Source organism: Exiguobacterium sp. 17-1, assembly GCF_023096305.1.
Lineage (GTDB): Bacteria > Bacillota > Bacilli > Exiguobacteriales > Exiguobacteriaceae > Exiguobacterium_A > Exiguobacterium_A sibiricum_A.
Map to the genome: position 1 here is coordinate 121,759 of NZ_JALIGJ010000002.1, position 21,519 is coordinate 143,277.

The 21,519-nt window shown below is 49.8% G+C and carries 26 protein-coding genes; 10 read left to right on the top strand and 16 right to left on the bottom strand.

The features are described 5' to 3' along the window. The first annotated feature begins 115 nt into the window (after positions 1–115). Entirely contained in the window at positions 116–511 is a 396-nt protein-coding gene (locus tag MUN34_RS06165; protein ID WP_247857137.1) for a GNAT family N-acetyltransferase, read from the top strand. A 6-nt stretch (positions 512–517) separates the two neighbouring features. On the opposite strand, the gene MUN34_RS06170 is transcribed toward MUN34_RS06165, so the two are convergent. Beyond that, positions 518–1,357 (bottom strand): hypothetical protein, encoded by an 840-nt coding sequence (locus MUN34_RS06170; RefSeq protein WP_214854569.1) that lies wholly within the window; start codon positions 1,355–1,357, stop codon positions 518–520. Positions 1,358–1,421: 64 nt separating this feature from the next. Next, positions 1,422–1,880: an RNA polymerase sigma factor gene (locus MUN34_RS06175; protein WP_247857138.1), complete on the bottom strand. Its 459-nt coding sequence runs from the start codon at positions 1,878–1,880 to the stop codon at positions 1,422–1,424. Positions 1,881–1,976: 96 nt separating this feature from the next. Here MUN34_RS06175 and MUN34_RS06180 point away from each other — a divergent pair, with 96 nt between their 5' ends. Next, on the top strand, positions 1,977–2,381 hold the full coding sequence (locus MUN34_RS06180; RefSeq protein ID WP_247857139.1) for a nucleoside 2-deoxyribosyltransferase: 405 nt from the start codon (positions 1,977–1,979) through the stop codon (positions 2,379–2,381). Further along, complete coding sequence (locus MUN34_RS06185) at positions 2,378–2,935, top strand: AAA family ATPase (protein ID WP_247857140.1); 558 nt, start codon at positions 2,378–2,380, stop codon at positions 2,933–2,935. Before MUN34_RS06180 ends, MUN34_RS06185 begins: the two co-directional genes overlap by 4 nt. A gap of 9 nt (positions 2,936–2,944) precedes the next feature. On the opposite strand, the gene MUN34_RS06190 is transcribed toward MUN34_RS06185, so the two are convergent. The 5 genes from MUN34_RS06190 to MUN34_RS06210 are packed head-to-tail and all read right to left on the bottom strand — an operon-like array spanning position 2,945 to position 7,627. After that, a complete protein-coding gene (locus MUN34_RS06190) occupies positions 2,945–4,264 on the bottom strand; it encodes a HAMP domain-containing sensor histidine kinase (protein ID WP_247857141.1) in 1,320 nt (439 codons plus the stop codon). Further along, entirely contained in the window at positions 4,261–4,932 is a 672-nt protein-coding gene (locus MUN34_RS06195) for a response regulator transcription factor (protein ID WP_247857142.1), read from the bottom strand. The genes MUN34_RS06190 and MUN34_RS06195 overlap by 4 nt, the downstream gene beginning before the upstream one ends. 12 nt (positions 4,933–4,944) lie before the next feature. After that, positions 4,945–6,090: an ABC transporter permease gene (locus MUN34_RS06200; protein WP_247857143.1), complete on the bottom strand. Its 1,146-nt coding sequence runs from the start codon at positions 6,088–6,090 to the stop codon at positions 4,945–4,947. Continuing rightward, on the bottom strand, positions 6,087–6,767 hold the full coding sequence (locus MUN34_RS06205; protein WP_247857144.1) for an ABC transporter ATP-binding protein: 681 nt from the start codon (positions 6,765–6,767) through the stop codon (positions 6,087–6,089). The genes MUN34_RS06200 and MUN34_RS06205 overlap by 4 nt, the downstream gene beginning before the upstream one ends. Next, positions 6,767–7,627 (bottom strand): efflux RND transporter periplasmic adaptor subunit, encoded by an 861-nt coding sequence (locus MUN34_RS06210; RefSeq protein ID WP_247857145.1) that lies wholly within the window; start codon positions 7,625–7,627, stop codon positions 6,767–6,769. The genes MUN34_RS06205 and MUN34_RS06210 overlap by 1 nt, the downstream gene beginning before the upstream one ends. Before the next feature lie 165 nt (positions 7,628–7,792). Between MUN34_RS06210 and MUN34_RS06215 the strand changes: the two genes are divergently transcribed. The 5 genes from MUN34_RS06215 to MUN34_RS06235 all read left to right on the top strand — a co-directional run bounded on the left by MUN34_RS06215 (position 7,793) and on the right by MUN34_RS06235 (position 13,116). Beyond that, the gene (locus tag MUN34_RS06215; protein WP_247857146.1) at positions 7,793–8,488 is read left to right on the top strand and encodes an ABC transporter ATP-binding protein; all 696 of its coding nucleotides are present in this window, start codon (positions 7,793–7,795) and stop codon (positions 8,486–8,488) included. 20 nt (positions 8,489–8,508) lie between these two features. Next, positions 8,509–9,285, top strand: a complete 777-nt coding sequence (locus MUN34_RS06220; protein ID WP_247857147.1) for a hypothetical protein — start codon at positions 8,509–8,511, stop codon at positions 9,283–9,285. Between the two features lie 16 nt (positions 9,286–9,301). Continuing rightward, positions 9,302–11,938, top strand: a complete 2,637-nt coding sequence (locus MUN34_RS06225) for an ABC transporter permease (protein WP_247857148.1) — start codon at positions 9,302–9,304, stop codon at positions 11,936–11,938. 96 nt (positions 11,939–12,034) lie between these two features. Continuing rightward, a complete protein-coding gene (locus MUN34_RS06230; protein WP_247857149.1) occupies positions 12,035–12,622 on the top strand; it encodes a DedA family protein in 588 nt (195 codons plus the stop codon). A gap of 83 nt (positions 12,623–12,705) precedes the next feature. Next, entirely contained in the window at positions 12,706–13,116 is a 411-nt protein-coding gene (locus tag MUN34_RS06235) for a DUF2231 domain-containing protein (RefSeq protein ID WP_114595777.1), read from the top strand. A gap of 39 nt (positions 13,117–13,155) precedes the next feature. Here the strand turns inward: MUN34_RS06235 and MUN34_RS06240 are convergent, their stop codons facing one another. The 6 genes from MUN34_RS06240 to MUN34_RS06265 all read right to left on the bottom strand — a co-directional run bounded on the left by MUN34_RS06240 (position 13,156) and on the right by MUN34_RS06265 (position 18,236). Then, the gene (locus MUN34_RS06240; protein ID WP_247857150.1) at positions 13,156–13,539 is read right to left on the bottom strand and encodes a GtrA family protein; all 384 of its coding nucleotides are present in this window, start codon (positions 13,537–13,539) and stop codon (positions 13,156–13,158) included. Continuing rightward, positions 13,536–14,486, bottom strand: a complete 951-nt coding sequence (locus tag MUN34_RS06245; RefSeq protein ID WP_247857151.1) for a glycosyltransferase family 2 protein — start codon at positions 14,484–14,486, stop codon at positions 13,536–13,538. The genes MUN34_RS06240 and MUN34_RS06245 overlap by 4 nt, the downstream gene beginning before the upstream one ends. Positions 14,487–14,489: 3 nt before the next feature. Then, on the bottom strand, positions 14,490–16,157 hold the full coding sequence (locus MUN34_RS06250; RefSeq protein ID WP_247857152.1) for a DUF6044 family protein: 1,668 nt from the start codon (positions 16,155–16,157) through the stop codon (positions 14,490–14,492). Position 16,158: 1 nt separating this feature from the next. Beyond that, positions 16,159–17,370 (bottom strand): chloride channel protein, encoded by a 1,212-nt coding sequence (locus tag MUN34_RS06255; RefSeq protein WP_247857153.1) that lies wholly within the window; start codon positions 17,368–17,370, stop codon positions 16,159–16,161. 34 nt (positions 17,371–17,404) lie between these two features. Continuing rightward, entirely contained in the window at positions 17,405–17,761 is a 357-nt protein-coding gene (locus MUN34_RS06260; RefSeq protein ID WP_236624445.1) for a potassium channel family protein, read from the bottom strand. A gap of 124 nt (positions 17,762–17,885) precedes the next feature. Next, positions 17,886–18,236 carry a cyclic-phosphate processing receiver domain-containing protein gene (locus MUN34_RS06265; protein WP_034769875.1) on the bottom strand — a complete coding sequence of 117 codons (351 nt, stop codon included), beginning with the start codon at positions 18,234–18,236 and terminating at the stop codon, positions 17,886–17,888. A gap of 105 nt (positions 18,237–18,341) precedes the next feature. On the opposite strand from MUN34_RS06265, the gene MUN34_RS06270 reads away from it, so the two are divergent. Continuing rightward, the gene (locus MUN34_RS06270; protein WP_247857154.1) at positions 18,342–18,863 is read left to right on the top strand and encodes a shikimate kinase; all 522 of its coding nucleotides are present in this window, start codon (positions 18,342–18,344) and stop codon (positions 18,861–18,863) included. Positions 18,864–18,865: 2 nt separating this feature from the next. Here MUN34_RS06270 and MUN34_RS06275 read toward each other — a convergent pair whose 3' ends face one another. Genes MUN34_RS06275 through MUN34_RS06285 form a run of 3 tightly spaced genes read right to left on the bottom strand, consistent with a single transcriptional unit; the run spans position 18,866 to position 20,341 of the window. Then, positions 18,866–19,249 (bottom strand): YkvA family protein, encoded by a 384-nt coding sequence (locus MUN34_RS06275; protein ID WP_026828320.1) that lies wholly within the window; start codon positions 19,247–19,249, stop codon positions 18,866–18,868. A gap of 58 nt (positions 19,250–19,307) precedes the next feature. Next, positions 19,308–20,105 (bottom strand): phosphotransferase, encoded by a 798-nt coding sequence (locus tag MUN34_RS06280; protein ID WP_247857155.1) that lies wholly within the window; start codon positions 20,103–20,105, stop codon positions 19,308–19,310. Beyond that, the gene (locus MUN34_RS06285; RefSeq protein ID WP_235188846.1) at positions 20,102–20,341 is read right to left on the bottom strand and encodes a hypothetical protein; all 240 of its coding nucleotides are present in this window, start codon (positions 20,339–20,341) and stop codon (positions 20,102–20,104) included. The genes MUN34_RS06280 and MUN34_RS06285 overlap by 4 nt, the downstream gene beginning before the upstream one ends. A 135-nt stretch (positions 20,342–20,476) precedes the next feature. On the opposite strand from MUN34_RS06285, the gene MUN34_RS06290 reads away from it, so the two are divergent. Then, positions 20,477–21,475, top strand: a complete 999-nt coding sequence (locus MUN34_RS06290) for an NADP-dependent oxidoreductase (RefSeq protein WP_247857156.1) — start codon at positions 20,477–20,479, stop codon at positions 21,473–21,475. The last annotated feature ends 44 nt before the right edge of the window (positions 21,476–21,519 follow it).

Below are 21,519 nucleotides of genomic sequence, written 5' to 3' on the forward strand. Positions count from 1 at the left end.
CGGTATTAAAAAGTAATCGACCGGTCGTCAATAGTCCGTCCTCCTACACTGTGAACGATTGGTCGGAACCCGAACCCTTGCTCATCCAACTTAACTTAGAAAGAAGGTCACGCTTATGACAACTGCCTATCAGATCCGCCCGTACCAAGATCAGGACTTCCCCGCCATTCAGCGCTTAAATGCTGCGGAAGGCTGGAACCAGCTCGTCCGTCTCCATGAACGGACCCAACTCGCTTGGCAACACTCAAACGCTGCGCTTGTCGTCGAACATGCGGAAGAGGTCATCGGTTATGTCCGCGGAATGACCGACACTCAGGTCACGTTGTACATCTGTGAATTACTGATTGAGGCCGATTTCCGTGGCCAAGGTCTTGCTCAACAGCTGTTCGCCCGTCTGCATGACTGGTATCCGACGACCCGGATTGAGGTCCTGGCGTCAAGCAGCTCGGAAAGTTTTTACCGCGGTCAGGCGTTCCGCCCGTTTTACGGCTTTCGGAAGTCCTTTGAGTAATTGGTGTTACTGGTTCAACTGCTCCCAGACATCATCAAATACTGGCCCGTTGACGGCAAAGTAACGGTCGAGCGGTTCATAATAAACATAGCCTTCACGAATCAACCGGAATTGGTTCGTCACCCCGTCTGCCATCGTCACGTTCAGAATCCGTAGATCGGTGTCATTTTGATACTCAACGACATCCGCCGCAAGATCCGACTCGCGTAACGGAACCGCCTTGCTCAATTCAGCAAATAATTGACGCAGCCGGGATCCTGCGGAAATCGGTTCCGAGTTGGTCGATTCCCATGTCGAGAACGTTTGATAATTAGCACGAAGAATTGTCTGTTGCAGGTGAAGCTGTTGGAAATAATCCGGACGGAATGTCGACCGGTCCAGCACGCGGACGATTTCAGCCCCGTCCTCCTGTCCGACCGCGAGCAGTCGGATCGCGGGATCATATCCTTTTACGACGTAAATCGTATAATTCTCTAGATTCGATCCAAGTGATTGCTTGACGTTAACGGCTTCCGCGCCTTCGGTCCAGGTATTTTTGGAGACACCTAACTTTTGTCCACGCAACTGAAACTCCGTTTCTTCGGCGATTGTCGTATCACTTTGCAGGTATATCGCTTTCTGGTAGACAAGTCCTGGAATCATCGAGGCGGTCGATTGGTCGATTGGCGGCTGGATCCAGGATTCAATCCGATCATATTGCAACAGACCAATCAGCAGACTAGCTGCTAAAATCAGTTGCGGTAACCGATGTTTCCGTTTTTTCCGGCGGAGTCCCTGCTCCATCCGAGCATGAACGGTATCCGGTACGGGAATGTCTTTTAATGCTGTCTCAAGTTGCTGTTTCATCCGGACTCTCCTCCTTTCGCTTGATGGCGTTGTAGTTTTTGAATCGCCCGGTATAACGTACTTTTCACCGTACTGATCGGAATATCGAGTAATCAGCAATTTCCTGAAAGGAATAATCGGCTTGATACCGTAACGTGATTAACGACCGTTCCTTGACATCGAGTCGTTCAAGTAAATCAGTCAGGTACAGTTGATCAACGACCACATGTTCAAACGACGGGATTTGCGGCTCACCCCTATCCTGTGCCGTATCGTTTGTCCAGACCAGCACTTGGTATTTCTTAAGATGATCGAGTGCTGCATTGATCGTGATCCGGGTCAGCCAAGTCTTAAAATAGGTGACATCCTGCAGTGACTTCCGGTACTTCCAGGCGCGAAAAGCGACTTCCTGAACGTTTTCGAGCGCTTCCTGCTCGTGTTTTAAATACAGATACGACATCCGGTAAATATAGCGTTCTTCGGCATATAACGCTGCGAGAAACACATCATCCGTCCAACTCCCGGCGATTTTTTTACGGAACACGGCACTCCTCCCTTTCCTTTCTATATCATTAGACTGATTAAGTACCGATTTAGTTTCAAAAATCTGTAAAAAAATATAAGACAGGGGGATCTTCAAATGAATTTTTACACCGCCAGCAGCTTCCGCAACATCGAAGACGTCCGTTTCATAAACGATCGACTAATCAAGCAAGGTCATCACCTGACGTACGACTGGACACAATCGGAACGGGTCGATACACCGGCTGCCCTGCAACGGATCGGACAGTTGGAACTCGATGCCGTCCGGGCGAGCGATTGCTTGATTTTAGTACTCCCTGCCGGAAAAGGCAGCCATGTCGAGCTCGGGATTGCTCTTGCTTACCAGATTCCGGTTTTCCTTTGTATGCTCGATCCGACGGGATGGACCGGTTCGGAAGCGAGCACGTTTTATCACGTCGGTGATGTCAGACCGTGCTTCGGTCAGACTGAGGACTGGATCCGGACCATCCTCGACGCGATGACTGAGCGGACAGTCCGATGAGACGGATTGTTCTTCTGACCGTCGGCAAGACACATGCCGGAAAATCATCGTTTGCCGACCGCTTGTCCCGGTTGTATCCATCGTTTCTTGTCATCGATCAAGACGTGCATGCCCGTTTCCTGAACACCCATTATCAAAAATTGTTACCGCTCGATGGTCCAAATCGCTTAAAGCATCAACTGACGGACACGATTGTCGAACATGCCCGTCTTCAGTCTAATCTGGATCTGATTGTCTGCAATGCCAATCTGACAAAAAAACAGCGCATCCGCTTGTTGCAACAGTTTCCAAAGGACCAGTTCCGAACGATTCTCGTTCACTTTGACCTTGCCGAAGAAGTCCTGTTGGCGCGGGTTACCGCTTCCACAAAAGATCGCGCAGAAATCCGCGGTGTAGAAGATTACCGGCAGATTCTGTCCCGTCAACGGTTGGAACGTCCTGAACCGGATGAGGCGGATCAGGTGATCCGGATTCGCACACAAACCGACATCGAGTCTTTCCTGCAGGACACTGCCTGGTTCATGAATGAGGAGCCGTCAAAAGGACCTGTTTGAGCAAACGGCTCAAGCAGGTCCTTTTTGTGGTATTTGAATCCGGGCAGATGTTCCTTGACCGGGTGTGCTGTCAAGAGTCACTGCCCCGCCGTGTAATTCGACGATCCGTTTGACAATCGACAAGCCCAGTCCATGACCATCCGTCGTCCGTGAGGTCTCGCCCTGATAAAACCGGTCAAACACGAATGGGAGTTCCGCCGCCGAAATGCCTTTTCCTTGATCGGTGATGGTTAACGTCACATCCGTTGCTTGTGTCAGCCGAATCGACAGGACGCCGTTTGCAGGTGAGAAATAAACCGCATTTTGCAGAAGATTGAGTAAGACCTGTTGCATCAGTTCCTCTTCCCAGACGACCGTCACTTCCGCCAACTCGAGATCGAGGGTCAGATGTTTGTCTGTCCACTGGGATTCCAGTAACAGCAAAACATGACGCACCTGCTCATCAAAACGATAGGCTTTCCGCTGGATGATTGACTGATGATCGAGCCGCGATAACCGGACGAGGTTTGAAGTCAGGCGGGACAGACGGTCACTTTCCTGTCCGATGATCTGGATGTAATGCTGTTGCTTGTCTTCCGGAAGACCGGGCTGTGCCAGTAACCGGCTGAACCCATGGATTGAGGCAATCGGTGTCTTCAGTTCATGGGAAATCGCCGCCGCCAAATCTTTTGCCAAATACTCGTTTCGTTGCAAGGCGACGGTCATCTGGTTAAAGTTCTGAATCAAGTTCGCGACTTCATCACTCCCCTGATCCGGAATCTGAATGTCATAGTTGCCTTGCGTCACTTCAACAGCCGCTTCACTGATCCGTTTGATCCGTCGGGTCACGAGCCGGACGGCAAACCAGGTCAGGAAAAAAGCGACGGCAATCGTCAGACCGATTCCAAACAAGGACGAGTTGCGAATACTTGAGACAAGGTCCTGGTCCGGGTTCGGTGTCGCCACCAAGTAACGTTCCCCGACCTGCCGAATATGAAGCGGGCGCTCCGAAAAGCTTCCGGCGACAGCCACTTCTCCTTTCCGGCGAAGCGTCTCTGTTTCAGCTTTAGTCAGTGAAACCATGGTTTGTAAACGGTCGGCCGAGATTTCCGTCGTCTCGATCACCGATTGTTCGACGTAGCGGCTGGCTGAAGCGAAGGACAGTTCTTGTTCGACCATCAACCGTTCGACGGTACCCGTCCGTTCCGCCAGTTGTTGTGCGACGTCTTGGCGGACCGAATCGAATTGGAAAAAGAACGTCGCCCCGAGCGGAATCAATAACGGCAACAGCAGCAAGCCAAACAAGATGAGGAAAAACCGACCGGAGATCGACTGGAAAAACGGCTTCATAACACGACCCCTTTGTAGCCGAGTCCCCAGACCGTCTCGATCGTAAAGACTTCATACTGATTAAATTTATCCCGTAACCGTTTGACATGGACATCAACCGTCCGGCTGTCACTTTCAACATCATATCCCCAAATCTCATCCATTAACTGTTGGCGTGTGAAAATCTGTTTCGGTTGGGACAACAGACGATAGAGCAATTGAAATTCCTTATGCGGTAACGCAAGTTCGCCGTCCGGTGTGACGACGGTCGCATCACGCATCCGTAACGTCAAAGTCTTCACGACAAGTTCCTGTGTCGCGACGATTTTGGATCGCCGAAGCAAAGCATGAATCCGTAACAGCCATTCATCAAGATCAACTGGCTTAACCAGGTAATCATCGACGCCGGTCACGAATCCCGCTTCCTTATCAGCAAACGTATCGAGGACCGTCAGCATCAAAATCGGCAAATCATAACCGGCTTGCCGTAACGCACGGACGAGTTCGATGCCCGAGACATGCGGCATCATGACATCCGTGACCAGCAGATCAATGTGTTGTTCGTCAAAGCAGGCAAGCGCTTGTGCCCCGTCTGCGGCTTCGATCGTCCGGAATCCTGCCGCACGTAATGTCTCGCCTAACAGGTACCGGACATGTGGATCATCTTCTGCAATCAGGATGGTAACCATCCCACACCTCCTTTACGCATTGCGCAGGGCTTCAATCGGATGGAGCAACGATGCTTTTCGAGCGGGCGCATATCCGAAGACGACCCCGACGAGCATTGAAAAACCGGCTGCAAGGAGCAACGTCCCGACGGAAATCGTAAACGTCGTTCCAATCAACAGACTGACGAGGTATGCCAGACCGACCCCGACGATGATGCCAATCCCACCACCCATCAAGGATAATAAGATCGACTCGAGTAAAAATTGGAGCCGAATCGCCCGTGGTCGTGCGCCGAGTGCTTTGCGCAGACCGATTTCCGTCGTCCGCTCCGTGACCGAGACGAGCATCATATTCATGATTCCGATGCCGCCGACAATCAAGGAGATCGAGGCGATGCCGGTCAACAGCAACGATAACATCGTATTGATTTGATCAATTGAATCGAGGGCTTCATCAAGACTGACGATCGTATAGCGGTCTTCCTGTTCATTATAGAATTGATACATTTTCGCGGACAGATCCCGTTTGACGGTCGCGACGTCGGCCGACTCCTCTTTGAAGACATCGACTTGTTGCACCGTGTCGATGTCAAGCGTCCGCAGTGCCGTCGTATACGGAATCACGACTTCCTCCGAGTCGGCATCACTCACACCGATGACCTGATACGTCAAACCGTTCAGGAACAGCGACTGTCCGACCGGTTCCTGTCCCGGAAAAAGTGTCCGGGCAACGGACGGACTGATGACAGCGACGACGGTTTCCTGCTCGACATCACTGATTTTGATTTCCCGTCCCTGTGTGACATCGGCCGACTCCTGGTAATAGATCTGATTGCGGCCGCTGATCGTCACGTCATCGAGTCGGGCGTCTGCCGATCGGATCGATAATTGAGTCGTCAACGTCGGGGCAATACCGCGTGTCCCGTCGACTTGATTTAATTCTTCCAGTTGTCCTTGGGATAATCCTGCTTTTAATGGAGACGCCGTCGTTTGAATCGTCAATTTGTTTGCCCCGAACGTCGAGACTTCGGCATTGATCGAGGCGGTCGCCCCGTTGACGATTGAAATCAGGGCGATGATTGAAGCAACACCGATGATGACCCCGAGTGTCGTCAGAAAAGACCGCATTTTATGGTGGACGATATTCGTCCAGGCCATCCGGAAGGTTTCGCGTATCATGGACGACTCGCCTCCTGTACCTGTCCGTCTTCAATCCGGACGATTCGTTTCGCCTGTTTCGCAATCGCGATGTCGTGGGTGATCATGACGATCGTCTTCCCTTCGTCCGCCAACTCGTGAAACAAGCCCATAATTTGCTGGCCGGTCTTTTGGTCGAGTGCACCGGTCGGTTCATCCGCCAGCAGCAGCGTCGGTTTCGTGACGAGCGCCCGGGCAATCGCGACCCGTTGTTGTTGACCGCCGGACAGCTGATGCGGATAGACACTTCCCTTTTCCCCGAGTCCGACCCGCTTCAGTAAATCAACTGCCTGCCGGCGCCGTTCTTTTGGCGGAACACCCGCATAAATCAGAGGCAACTCGATGTTTTGCAGGACCGTCAATCGCGGTAACAGCTGAAACTGTTGAAAGATGAAGCCGACTTCCTGATTGCGGATCCGGGCAAGTTCATCTTCTGACAGTTGACTGACATCCTGGTGTTGCAGGTGATAGTTGCCGCTTGACGGGATGTCGAGACAGCCGATGATGTTCATCAAGGTCGACTTACCGGATCCCGACGGACCGAGGATCGTCACGTATTCCCCGGCCTCGATCGATAAATCGACATCTCTCAAGACCGTTTGCCGGTTTTCGCCTGCCCCGTAAGCTTTCGTAATCTGTGTTAACTCGACGACGGCCATTACGATGCACCTCCCGGAGGAGTCGGTAACAGACCCGAACTGCCTTGTTCAGTCGGCAACACGACATAGTCATCAACGGACAGACCTTGTTTGATTTCAATGTCTTGCCCGTCCGTCACTCCGGTCGTGATGAACCGGCGGACGACTTCGCCTTCTTCTTCGACGTAGACATACGGACGGTCATTTTCCGTATACTCGACGACATCGAGCGACAAGACGGCCGCCTCTTTGACCAATTGTTTGTTGATGCGGGCCTCGACGGTCATGCCGACACGGAGTTGGTCCGGCTCATCGATCGTGACGTCCGCCGTGAAATACGACAGTCCATTCTCCGTGACCGCTTCTTTCCCGACCGATTCCACCGTACCGTCCACCGTTTCGTCCAAGCCGTTTACACGCAACTCGACCGACTGACCTTGTTTGAGGCGATGGACATCCTGTTCATCGACCTTCAGTTGAACGGTCAAGTCCCTGTAGTCCGTAATGACGGCGAGTGACGTATTGGGTCCGTAGATGGCGTTTGGTTCGACCTCAAGCTTGGAGACCTCACCCATGATCGGGGCTTGATACGTTTTGCCACTCATACTTGAAAACAGAGTGTCCCCCGCCTTGACTTGTTGTCCGACTTTAACCTCGACCGCCTTGACTTCGACCAGCTCATTACTGACGACCGTACTGCGCTTGTCGGCCATGACTTGTCCCGTGAAATGATAATACGTCTGTAATGTTTTTTGTTTGACTTGCTCCCGTTTTAATCCATCCGCTGACGATTGTTGCCCTAGCGCTGCGACACCGGCTGTCCCGATCAGCAGGATGACTAGCAATCCGACCCACCATTTTCGTTTTTTTGTCTGCTTCATCTGTTGGTTCCTCCCTTGTCTTGAATACTCATACTGTAGAAGAAAGTTATGAACCAATTATGAATTCCGGTGGCGTTTCATCAAGAAAATCTTTTTTCTTCAATAGACAAAATTTTCAAATAATATTACACTTATTTTACCTTATTTTGTAAAAGGAGTGGTTTGATGGATATCTTGGTTAAAGACGTTTCGCATACCTTCAGCCAGGCGGGATTACAGAGTGAAGTCTTAAAAGCGTTGACCTGTCAGTTTTCCGCCAGTGACATCACCGCCCTTGTCGGTCCGTCCGGATCAGGCAAATCGACGTTTTTAAGTCTGATCGGCTCGCTCGACCGGCCGACATCGGGGCAAATCGACTATGACGGACAAGATATCACGAAGTGGAAGAACCGGCAATTGTCGAAGTTCCGGGCGCAGGAAATCGGTTTTGTCTTTCAACAGTTTCACCTGTTGCCCGCGTTGACGGTCAAAGAAAATCTGCTCGTTCCCTTACTGAAACAAAAAACCGACTTCAACAAAGAAGACCGGATTGCGGAAATCTTGGAAAAAGTCGGACTGACAGCGAAACAGGATGCCTTGCCGGCGCAATTGTCCGGCGGGCAACAGCAACGGGTCGCGATTGCCCGAGCCCTGATCAATCGGCCGCGCTGGATTCTCGCCGACGAACCAACCGGTAATCTCGACTCGGTCAACGGGGAGATGATCTTTCAACTGTTGCTCGATCTCCATCAAGAAGAACAATGCGGCATCTTGTTCGTCACGCACGATTTGGCCCTGGCCGAACGGGCGGACCGGATTCTATTCATGCAGGATGGACAGATTGTTGAAGACCGGCGGAAACAGACCGTTCGGAGTGTGTAAAAACGATTCATGAAGGCGAGGTGGGATTCATCAAAACGTTCCGGTCCAAACTCATTGTATGCATGATTGGTTCATCCGCCGTCTTTTTTCTGCTGTTGTTTACGACACAATCGGTCTATCAATCCTTTCGGCAAGCAGACTTTTCTGAACAGGAAACGACGGTAAAACGGGGATGTGGAAAGGATTCGTTGTCAAATCGAATTTTTTTAAAATATAACTGTTCCGAAGGGATCATCCGAGAAGATTCCGAGGGTGAAATTCTTGGGGGTGCGACTGGGAAAACGGAAAAGATCGAAGGTGCTTCACGCGGAAAAGTAAAAACGGCTGAATCGACCTCTTTCTTCGAAACAACCAAGGAAGCCGCCCGTTCCAAGTCGTCCTATTGGTTATGGGCAGGTCTGTTGCTTGTCGGGTTCTTCATGTTCTTCATCTCTCATCATTTCAATCAGCGACGGCTCCGGAATCGCCCAATCAGCGAAACTTCCGTAATCCATAACCGGACCGCCTTACCACGACCATTCTCGATTCATCCGACGAGCACACCCAAGATGCCCGTTCCACCGCAGGAATCTGTCCGGCTGCTCTTATTCGACTTCAATCAGCAATTATCAAAACCATTGCAACGCCGACGGCACGAGTCGCTGACAAAGTGGACGCAGCGAATTGAGTTGTCGACGTCACTTGCGCCCTACCTGATTACCCGCTATGCAACAGAGACAGATGTTGATCCAAACGAACTCCGTCACTTCAAACAGGATTTAACAACGTATTTACGCCATCAGTCTTCCCATCACTGAATAAAGGAGAATCCCTATGCTACGTTTCGTTTTGAATCATTGGCGCCGACAACGGTTTAAGTTCATTTTGACGTTTGTCGGCGCGCTCATCATCAGTGCCGGACTCAGTCTGATGTTCAACCTGACCGACTCCAGCCAAGGCACGGTCGAACAGACGTTACAGAAAAAATGGTCGTCCGCCTACGATATCGTCGTCCGGCCAAAAGGCAGTCAAATGTCTACTGAATCAAGTGACCTGCTCGAACCCAACTATTTAAACGGTATCAACGGCGGGATTTCTTTTAAACAATATGAAACAATCAAACAGATGAAAGAGATTGATATCGCGGCACCGGTAGCCGTGATGGGCTACGTCAATACGACGGTCAATTTCAAAAAGAAATTGAAGTTCCCAAGAACACCAGGTTTGTACCGCATCACGACAACCAACTATATCCAAAACGGTTTTAATAAAGAACGTCAATCGCAAGTCATTCTACATGTGGCACAAGGCAGTAAAATCTCCATTCCAAGCAATGTTTCGTTTTTGACGGAACCGATTGATGATTTTGAAGATGCAGTCGCAAGTAATTCAGTTCTTGTCGTTGCGATTGATCCGAAGGAAGAAGCACGACTTGTCGGTTTAGATAAAAGTGTCAATTCAAAAAATAAATCGCGTTATTTTTCGTCCCTTGACCGGTACGAGTACGATAAAAGTACGAGTAAACATACGATTCCTGTTTTAGTGAATCCCAACTCTTACAATCAGGGAAACTATATCTATAAAATCGAAAAACTAAATGCGCCCTTCAAAACAGAACAAGATCAACAAAAACTGGTCGATGAATTGATTAAAAAACAACCAAAACGATCGCTTGACCAATCGGTTTTAAATACATACCCTTCTAAGATCATCGAACGAGTCAATATTCCGACGTCTAAAGTGGAAGAAACGTATTTACAAACGTTGATTAATAATACAAACGTGACGTATTCCGACCCGGCAGAAGAAGACGGCGGAATGCTCCTTTACAACACGGGTCCTCTTCAATTCAAGTCGGAATCCAGTCCTTATCCGAGTCGTTGGAATACGGCTTACGAAGTCTCGTCTTCACCGCTTGAAATCAAAGATTGGCAATACGGCAAAAGTATCTTCCCTGCTAAAGGATACCGCGTCATAAAATCTGTCGGTAAAAAAGTAAAGAAACCAAAGCCGGGCGAAGTGGACGTCCTCTTTCCTTATCTCGCTTTTAAGGTCGTTGGTCTGTATGATCCGAACAAAATCAAAGTTTCCAAAGATCCGCTTAATGAACTGCCGATGGAAACGTATCGTCCGTCCTCTGCCGATCTCGTCCTCGATGCGAAAGGTGAGCCGGTTAATCCGGCGAAATCAATCGATACGTCCGGCAATCCCGTTGGTTTGCTGACGAGTTCACCAAACATCCTGACGACACTCGAAAGTGCACGAGGTGTCAGCGGTGAACAAGCAATTTCCTCGATTCGCCTCAAAGTCAAGGGCGCAACGACCGTCAGTGAAGAGTCGGAACAACTCCTTCAAGACGTCAAGACACAAATCGAACAGGAAACCGGACTGATCGCCACGATTACGAAGGGTTCGTCCCCGCAACCGGTCGTGACAAAAGTCGTCGATAACGGCAAAACACTCGGCTGGATCGAACAGCCGTGGATTCATATCGGCGCCGCGATGACCATCTTCCGCGAGACGAGTGTCGGCTTTTCCGGTGTCATCTTCGCAATGCTCGCTGTTGCCATCGTTTATGTCCTTGCGACGAGTTACGTCTCGATGCTCGCCCGGCGAAAAGAATTCGCTGTGCTGCTGGCACTCGGCTGGCGGACAAAAGACTTGTACCGGATCGTTTTAATTGAAGCTGCCCTGCTTGTCGGGTTTGTCTCCGTCGTTGCGCTGATCGTCGAAAGTATTTTCTCATATGTCCGAAACGAAACGATGAACGGGTGGAGTTTACTTTGGATTACCCTGTTCAGCCTCGTGATTTACTTTGCCGGTGCCGCCTGGTCTGCCTTTACGATTCGGAAAATCTCGCCGTACGAAGCGATCAAGACCGGGGAATATGCATCATCGTCTCACGTCAAACTCGGTCTCCGGTCGACCTGGACGCTGGCACTGAAAGAAATCTTCGGTAAATGGAAACGTAATGCGCTGTCGATTCTATCGATCGCCTTGCCGACAGCTCTATTGACATTTTTCCTGTTCGTCACGTTCCACCTGCAAGGTGTCCTGTATACGTCATGGCTCGGTCAATTCGTTGCCTTACAGGTCGGTCCGATGCATTATGTGACGATGGGGGTTGCGATCACGATTGCCATCCTGACGACCGGGGAAATCATGTGGCAAAACGTCACCGATCGGCGGGCGTCGCTCGCCATCCTGAAAGCCGTCGGTTGGACGAACGGTTCCGTCCGTCAGTTGATTGTGTTAGAAGGTGTGCTGATTGGGTTCGTCGCCGGAATCGTCGGCCTGAGCATCTCCTACATCACGATTTATGTCTTGTATGACTTAGTTCCATGGGACGAACCATTGTTGATTGGGGTCTCGCTCCTTCTGCCGGTGTTGTTCGGGACAATCGCTTCGCTCCTGCCGGCGCAAATCGCGGCACGCGTCAATCCGTATCAGGAGCTGAAAGATGCCGGGTGACTTTAAAAATTAACCCGCCTGAGGATGGACTCTCTGTACGGAAAGGCATGCTACACTGGGTTCACATCAATTCCGTACAGAGAGAGGATGTTCGAGATGGGGAACTGGCAATCGTGGCTTGAACTTTACAGTTACTGGGGTGTCGTACTAGCTTTACTCGCGCATTTCATTCCGACTGAACTAATCATGGGGTATGCCGGCTATTTGGTTGCCTCCAATCAGATGTCGTTTCTCCTGATGTTCGGAGCCGGTTTAGTCGGGTTTTATGTTTCCCAATCCATTCTGTATGTGCTCGCTTATTATGGCGGTGAACGGGTCCTGTCATTCTTAACGCGCCTGCTTCATATCAATCCAATCCGGATGCAGCTGGTCGAAACGAACCTCCGGGCGTACGGAGGCTGGTATCTGTTGCTTTCTCCGATTTGGAAGACTTTATTCGGTCTGATGGCCGGGACGTTACAGATTCGTTTTTCAACGTTCACCCTCTCGACGTTACTTTCCTTCACCGTCTGGTCATTATTCTTCATGACGAGCGGTTATCTGTTACAGGAACGCTGGACACTTGTCGCGACGTTTGCAACACGTCATCTCAGCTGGATTATCATCGGCAGCATCGTCCTTTTCCTTCTCGTGCGAATGGTCATCAAAAGACGGAAGCAGAAGAAAAATCAACCGGAAGATTGACTTCATTCACAAATTCCCGGAAATAATTTTTAAAAAATATTGATACACTTAGCTAAATTCGATTGTCAGAGGAGGACGTTTTGATGTTAGGTGGAATTCCGCTTCACCCGTTACTCGTGCATATGCCGATTGGTCTCTTGTTATTCGCCACCCTGCTGCTTCTCGGCAGCTTAAAGTGGACACAATTGAAACTTTTTTCGCTGATCACCTTATGTGTTGGACTACTGTCCGGTATTGCCGCTTACTTAACGGGAGACGGCGCAGAGGAATTTGCGGAAAGTCAGTTGAACGTGGCACGTGATGCCATTCATACTCATGAAGACTTCGCCTTGTACAGTCTGTTGACGTTTGGTTTATCGCTCGTCCTACTCCTGCTGCACTACCGTTCGAAGAAACAACCGTTGCTGCTAGCGAGTCTCGTCGTCGCAATCATCGGCAGTGGCCTTCTCGCCTATGCCGGCCATCTCGGCGGACAGATGGTTTATGTCAAATAAGTAAAGCCAAGCGCTCTTTTTCTCGATGTGAGAACAAGATCAGCTTGGCTTTTTGAATACCCAATAATTTTGTCCGATGAAGTTCAAGACCGTATAAAGGACCATCCCGACAAGAATCGCTCCCGTCCCGCCGAACGACGGAAGAAAGAGATCGATTACAAATAAACTAAGACGATAGGCGATCAGGTAGCTGATCAGTACGACAAGCAAAAAACGAATCCAGTCCGTTTTCAAGCTGGTCGTTGCAGAAAACGTAAACCGGCGATTCAGCAGGTAACTGACCACGATGCCGCATCCATTCCCAAATGCCGTCGCCCCCCAATACCCGGTCTGAAAGCCGTGGTACAACAAAAGGGTCATCCCGAGTCCAATCAGCGTGTTGACCAGACCAACCAGTAGAAAACGCAGGATTTTCCGTGTCATTTCAACGTTTCCTCAATCGTATACGAGGGGCGCCGTTTCACTTCACTGAAAATTTTACCGACGTACTCGCCGATCAATCCAATCCCGAACAGCTGTAAGCCGCCGATGAACCAGATGGACAGCATTAAGGACGCCCAGCCGCTCATCGTTTCGCCTTCCGCAAACCGGTACAACGTATATCCGACAAAACCTCCGGACACGAGGACCATGAATAACGATAGAAAAAATAACAATTTGATCGGTCGGACGCTGAAGGAAGTCACTCCGTCCCAGGCGAGCGCCAACATTTTCTGAAGCGGATATTTCGACTCTCCGGCCAAACGTTCCGTCCGGGCATACGGCACTTCTTCCGTCCGAAAACCAAGTGTCGGGACAAGTCCCCGTAAATACAGATTCCGTTCCGGATAATTGGCCAACGCGGCTACCGCCCGTCGACTCATCAAGCGGTAATCGGCATGGTTATAGACCGTTTCGACCCCGAGTGTTGTTTCAAGACGATAAAACCACTGGGCCGACGTCCGCTTAAACCAGCTGTCACTTGTCCGGTCCGTCCGCACACCATAGACGATATCAGCCCCGTCATGAAATCGTTTCAGAAAGGTTTCGATGATGCCGAGGTCATCCTGCAAATCGGCATCGACCGAAACGAGACAGTCGGCTGCTGCATATCCTTCCATCAATCCGGCATGAAGGGCATGCTGGTGTCCGACATTATGCGCAAGTTTGATTCCTTGAAAACGGTCGTCCCGTTGATGAATCTGTTCAATCTGTTGCCATGTGTCGTCCTGACTGCCGTCATCAATGAAGAAGATAAACGACTGTCCGGACAATTGACCGGTCGAAATCCATTCAGTCAATCGTTCTTGAAGCGCATGGATGGTCATTGGTAACACTTCTGACTCGTTGTAACAAGGAATCACGATTCCGAGAATCGGTGCATCAGACATGATTCATCCTCCTTCAGGCGCGACACGATACAAGTAAATGATCCAGGCGGATTGGGCGTCACGAAACGTTTTCTCAAGTTTCAGACCAATCGATGATGCATTCCGGATCGGGACAGCCGACAACAGATAATCTCCATCCATTCGTTTGAGCTGAACGGTGTCGATATCCAAGTGACGGACCGGCTGTTGATTCGTCTTCGTATAGTCATAGTTTTTACCCAGTTCAGCCGAATAAATATAGACACGATTCCCCCAATTATCAAAATAACGTTGCAATTGGGGACTTTTCTTTAACTCACCTTGAATAATGGTCCGAAACTCCTGTTTATACGTGAGCGGATAAAAGTTGACGTAACCGTCCAGTGTCCGAAAACCGTTATACTGCGCGATTGCCGGATGTAAACCTAACGACACGACCTGATAGGTATCAGTCGGCTTTCCGATGTATGACTGAATCCGCGAAAACTGGTGGACCGCGTAAAATTCGCTGAAACTCGGTTGCTTCTGGTAAATGATTTCCGGATTCCAAATCAACAAGACGACTGCCTGCAGCAGGATCATAATGGTGACGAGCCGCTGACGGGCACGTCGCCATAACCAATCGAGTGCCAAAGCGAACAGGATATACCACAGCATCGGTTCCACAAAGTGAAAACGGGCAAAATTAAACGTCTGCATTACGTGAATCCGTTCTTTCAAAGGTTTCCATCCCGTATAAAACCAACAGGCGTACCACAATGATAATCCGGCAAGTAACACCAGACCCTGTTTCAACCAACGGACGGTGGGATCTTTCCGGTGAACGGCGATGACGAACACGCCAAGGATTAGGAACAGTAAAATCGGTGTCTGGGCCGCCTCGGCATGCGTATGACCCAAAACAAATTGTTTGAAAAACAAGCGAATCGTCCGCCAGAATCCATTATGACCGATATCAAACTGGTCACGGCTCGTCACTTCACTTTCCCATAACATCGAGTAGACCAACCGGTATTCAATCAAAAGATAAAGCAGGACCTGTGCTCCGAAGGCCGTCCAAAATAAAGCGCGGAATGATTTTTGACGCCATTCTCTGTACAAACCGAACAGGGCTAACAAAGCTAAGAAAAATACGATGCCGAGAACGAAGCTCGAGTAAAACGGCACAAGTGCGAGGGTAAGCAAACTCAATCCGATTCGTTGTTTCTGCCACAGGTTCAGGTAAGCCCATAACAGGAGCGGCATCCCGAGTGTACTGAGCATCCCGGACGGCCAAACCGGCGTCCAGGCAAACAACACCGCAACGAACATGATGACGGCTCGCGGCAACTGAAGCTTCAAATGATCGCGTAACAGCAAATACAAGCCGATAAAAGCAAAGATCCGCGTCAATCCTTGACTGATGACATATGCCGTATAAGGCGAGAACCATTCATAGAGCCACAAAATGCCCGTCCATTCACTGACGAAGGCATTTCTAGAGACGACACCGCCCACAAGATTCGGAACGGTATCCTGTAACCCGGCATGAATACTGCCTGACTCCACTAAGTTTTTATACCAGACGACGTTCGAGTCGAGGTTATCGTGAATCCGGACGTGTGCCTGTTCTCCTAACCAAAAGAGCGGCAGGAGATAACAGAGCGTCAGCAACACGCCAAGACCAATCCAAATCGGCTCTTTTGTTTTCATGTCACGCTCTCCCCCCGAGACGAACAGACAGTTGTTTGATTAACACAGCAACAGACAAAATGAACGGGAAAAATTGTAACGGAAATAAAAACAGCAGCAAGGTTGCGGTGACGAACGGTTGTTTGAGGATGACCGTACAACTGGCAGCGACGCTGACCGCAACCAGCAGGCCCGGTGTGTACGGGAAAACGGACGCTAAGGCAAATGCCATCGCTGTACTGGAAAAGACTGCCGGAAAGATTTTTCCGCCCCGCCACCCGAACGAAAAACAGACATGGGTCAAAAGCGCTTTCCCGATGGCGATGCTGATTAAGAATAAGACCGATTGATCGAAGGCAATCCGCGAGAACTCAAGAATTTTTTGTTCGCCGGAAAATAAAAAATAAGACGACAGGCTACCGAACAGACCTAAGATTGCACCGGCTGTCAGGGCCAGTCCCAGTGGATGCGGATACTTCCGTGCCACCGCATCCGTCCAGCGGCCAAACATTACAAATAGATACCCGAATCCGGTCCCGATCATGACTGCCGGAAGCAGGAAGTACATCACCTCCGTCGTCCAGTTGACTTTTGGTATACTGATTGAAAACAAAACTTCATGCGGGAACAGTCGATTCAGTGTCGTAAAGGCGAAAATCCCGCAGGCTGTCGTCAGTGCATACAACAAGACTTTGATGGACTTCCGCTTGAAGTTGGACCGGTTCACCCCGTCTTCGAGAGCTTCACTGACGCCGATCAACGGCGCATAAAAAATCGTTGATAACATCGCTCCGATCCCAAGATCAAGCAACTCTTTTTTCTTCTGCAGGGTCCAGGTCATCCGGTCACCTGCCCACGTCATCCATCCGCCGAGGATGCTGATCAATGCCGCTTCCGGACCGAGACTTGCTCCAAACGTCAGGACGAGTAAGGCAGCCACGATATTTTTAACAACCGTCCCTTCATATGCGACCCGACCCGTTGTCTTGAATTCCTCAAGCGTCTGATGCATCGTCCGGGGATAGTCGCCGATATACGTTTGAAACAGTCCGATCAGCAGTCCGCCAAACAGACAAATCCAAAACGGATAAAACGTGGTGTCCAGTTGGCCGGGAATCGTCGTCCAGACAAGATGAATCAGCAGATTCGACAATGCCAGAAACAATGATGCGAGTGCACCAACGAGAAAACCAAGCAAACAACTGTACAGGACGAATACCAGATTAAAGTTCATCCGCATCACTCCTCAGCCCAAGAAAAAAAGCCTGTCACTTCCGGTTTGATTTGTTTTTATTTAAATGGAACTCTTTTAACGCCCGGTTGAAGTTGACGATCAGGGCACTGATGACACCGATCCCAAGCAAGACATACCCCATCGTAAAAATCTTGCCGATTGGCGTGACCGGATGAATATCACCATATCCGACCGTTGTCAGCGTCATGACGGAAAAATAGAGGGCATCCAGATAACTCAGTTGTTCGACGCTGTGATAAAAAAACATCCCGACCGCAAGGAGAAAAGCGACGGAGAACATGACGGCTTTTTGTTCGTCCTGCCGAAACAGGATTTTCAGGACGTAATACATATTGCGCAATAGAATGAAAAAGGCAATCATCGCATCCATCCTCTCCTCACAAGCAGACTTGACACGTAACGACTATCGTTCCTTTACCTTATCTATTGAATTACCCGAAAAAAGGAAGAACGATTCTTAAATCGTCTCCCTTCCCAAGTGCTCTTGTTTACTTTTACTCGCCTGTATAACGATTGACTGTAATCGAATAATGAAATATTTCGATGTCAGGATGAATGAACCCACGTTTTTGCGCACCTTTTAATGTCTCATACATATTGGCGCGCCCGACGCCGTTATCCGTGTGAATGTATATTTTCTTCGCCCTCAACCCATTTTCACAAAAGTATTTAACAAAATCGTAACCGTCGGGTAACAAATTCCCTTCGTTATCTTCTCCTAAATCATGATCAAGTGATAATATATCCACTTCATGTTGTTCAAACAGGGCAATCGCTTCATCCATCGTTCGAGCAATTGTAAAACCTTCCGGACAATCACGCAAATCATCCAAATAGATATTCATGTCAACACATCCGTTTCTAATTATTTATTCGGCTATCCATTTCAGAGAATGATAATATGAATGTTAAAAGAATCGCTCTCATAGCGCGTTAAGGAGGTCAGAAACATGCGGATTCAAATCATCGGCGGTTCCGGCACCGGGAAAAGCACGCTCGGCAAGTGGATCGGGCAACAGGAAGGTATCCCCTGGATCGACACAGATCATTATCTGTGGAAAGACCACATCTTCACCGAAAAGCGCTCGATTGTCGAACGTTATGCGTTATTTACTCCGGATATCGAGCGCCATCACCATTATGTCGTCTCCGGTTCCATCTTTTCCTGGAACGAAATCGGGTTTCATAATCGGGAATTGCTGGTCTTTTTAACGTTGGACGAAAACACGCGGATGGAACGCTTAATCAAACGGGAACAAGAACGGTATCCTGATTTCACGGGATCGAATGTATTTCTCGACTGGTGCAACACGTACCTGACGGCGACCGATCCGGCGATGATCGGGACGCTAGCCGAGCACCGTCTTCAAATGATTCGTTCTGCTTCTCCCGTCATTCAAATCGATGCCGCGTTGCCGACGGATGTAATGTACAAACAAATCAAATCCGCCTATCAGAAACTATCAATCTGAGCTTACCGGACGGCATCGTAAATCTTCAGTCCTATCCAGATGCTCAGTGTACACCACAGCAAGAGGATCAAGGCGCCGACAAACCAATTTTTCGGTTTATCCGCCCCCATCCATTGTTCTGCCTTGACGGTAGAGTCGTCGATGACTTCCTGCGGTAACATCCTTAACGCAAGCAGGATGCCTAAAGGGACAAGAATGATGTCGTCCAGGTATCCTAACACCGGGATGAAATCCGGAATCAAGTCAATCGGACTGAACGCATAAGCGACGATACAGGCCGTAAATAATTTGGTATACCAGGCGACCCGGTCGTCCTGATAGGCAAAATATAAAATAAAAATCTGCTTTTTTATTTTTTTCGCGGTATCCTTCAATTTTTCCAACATGATGATTCTCCATTCTTCAACCATTTGAACCGGTGGCGACCCGTTCAACATTTCCGGTTCACCGGAACCAATCTGCTCCCTCGCGTTCGAGAAAATCGAGTTCTTGTTCGTAATGCGTGACGTGCCCCTCTTCGATCATCCGTTGAAAAGCTTCGTCACCTTCCGCCGCTTTCCGGTGAATCGTTTTGATCAATGCTTCCACACGAAGCAGCACGGTTTCGTACATCTTGCCCTTTAGCTCCGTTTTGCCGTAGGAAGACAAAAACAGGTTGATTCGGTGCCGAATCCGTTCCTGATCGTTAACCGGATTATAATGAGCCGGCTCACCGTCTGCCGTCATTTGATGCCGGCTTAACGGGACACAGGTGTAGAGCGTGTAGGCCACATCCCAAATCCGCGGTCCCGGGGCAGCAACGTCGAAATCGATGATTCCGACAGGCCGTTCGCTTCGGAAGATGAGATTATAGACGGCAAAGTCATTATGACAAATGAGTTCGAGCGGTTCCGGTGTTCCGTCGAGCGGCTGCCAATCGTTTGGTACCGGAAAATCAGCGATGGCATCATGGTATCCCCTTAACAACCGGGCCGTCTCCTCGAGGACACGGTCTGACCGCATATACGGCTGAAGCGGATAATTCCCGGCTTCGCCTTCGATGAACGACAGAATTTCGCGCCCCTGTGGATCCATTCCTAAGTAGCGCGGGCTTCCTTCAAATCCTTTTTGCTCAAGATGTTGCAGTACCCGGTGGACTCGAAGACTCTCCGGTTTTTGTTCCCGTCTGACCGTATCCCCGATCCGTGAGACGTCGGAGACATTCCCGCCCGTCAATGGTTCTTCCTGTTCCGATTGTTTCATATTTTATCTTCCCCTTTTGACTGATTGAATACCGGAACAAGAATCGCCGCTCCGGCTAAACTGATGATGAGATCGCGCCATGAGACTAACCCGATATCAAAATGAAGGATCGTTGCTATTCCGTTCGTGACAATCAGTAAGAGGACGTACAATGTCAGACTGAGCGGCACCATCCGTTTAACGAACCGCGGCACACGTAACCACAGCCGTAACAATCGTTCTCCGGTCTTGTTCATCTCATTCACCCCAAACTCCAGTTTTTCCCTGTTCCTGTTTAGCTTATCATGTCCGAATGAATCACTCAAAGTGTTCTCCCGCTGGATCAACTGGTAGACTAAAAGCAGAAGAACCAGGAAATGGAGAGGATTTTCATGAAAGCGATGACGATTTCAAAATACGGCCAGGTCCCGCTCGAACAAACCGAACAGCCCCGCCCGGACGTCCGGCCGCATGACGTTCTTGTGGAAATTCACGCAGCGAGCATCAATCCGGTTGATTTTAAGATTCGGGACGGTGACGTCAAGCTGTTGATTCCATATCAGTTCCCGCTGATTCTCGGCAATGACTTCGCCGGAGTCATTGTTGAGGTTGGTCATGCCGTAAAACAGTTTCAAGTCGGGGATGCCGTCTACGGACGGGCTGAGAAAAACCGGATCGGCACCTTTGCCGAATACATCGCGATTGATGAACAGACGCTTGCCTTAAAACCGGCTTCGCTCTCGTTCGAGGAAGCAGCGTCGATCCCGCTCGTCGGCTTGACATCGTATCAGGCGCTGCATGACGTCCTGCAGGCGACACCAGGACAAAAGATTCTGATCCAGGCAGGTGCCGGTGGCGTCGGAACCTTTGCGATCCAACTGGCGAAAGCGATGGGTTTGTACGTCGCAACGACGGCGAGCCCCGCCGGACACGACCTCGTGGCGTCACTCGGCGCTGATGAAATCATCGATTACCGGACCGAAGCGTTTGACGAAGTCCTCCATGATTATGACGGGGTCTACGATACAATCGGTGGTGAGACACTCCGGCGCTCGTTTAAAATCGTCCGACCGGGTGGACAAATCGTCTCGATTTCCGGTTTGCCGAACGGACGGTTCGGTAAGTCCTACCGGTCCGGTTTCTTGAAGACAAACCTGTTCCGTCTGCTGACTCTTCGCGAGACATTGCTCGAACGAAAACATCGTGTTAGATACACATTTTTGTTCATGCGACCGAGCGGCCGGCAACTGGAACACATCACGGAATGGATCGAGACCGGACAAATCAAACCGGTCATCGACCGCATTTATCCGTTTGAAGAGGCACAGGCTGCGCTCGAGTATTCCGAGTCCGGTCGTGCCAAAGGAAAAGTCGTCTTAAAAATCAAATAAACCGTTCAAACGGTCAAGAAGACAGCAGACAATCTGGTGACTTT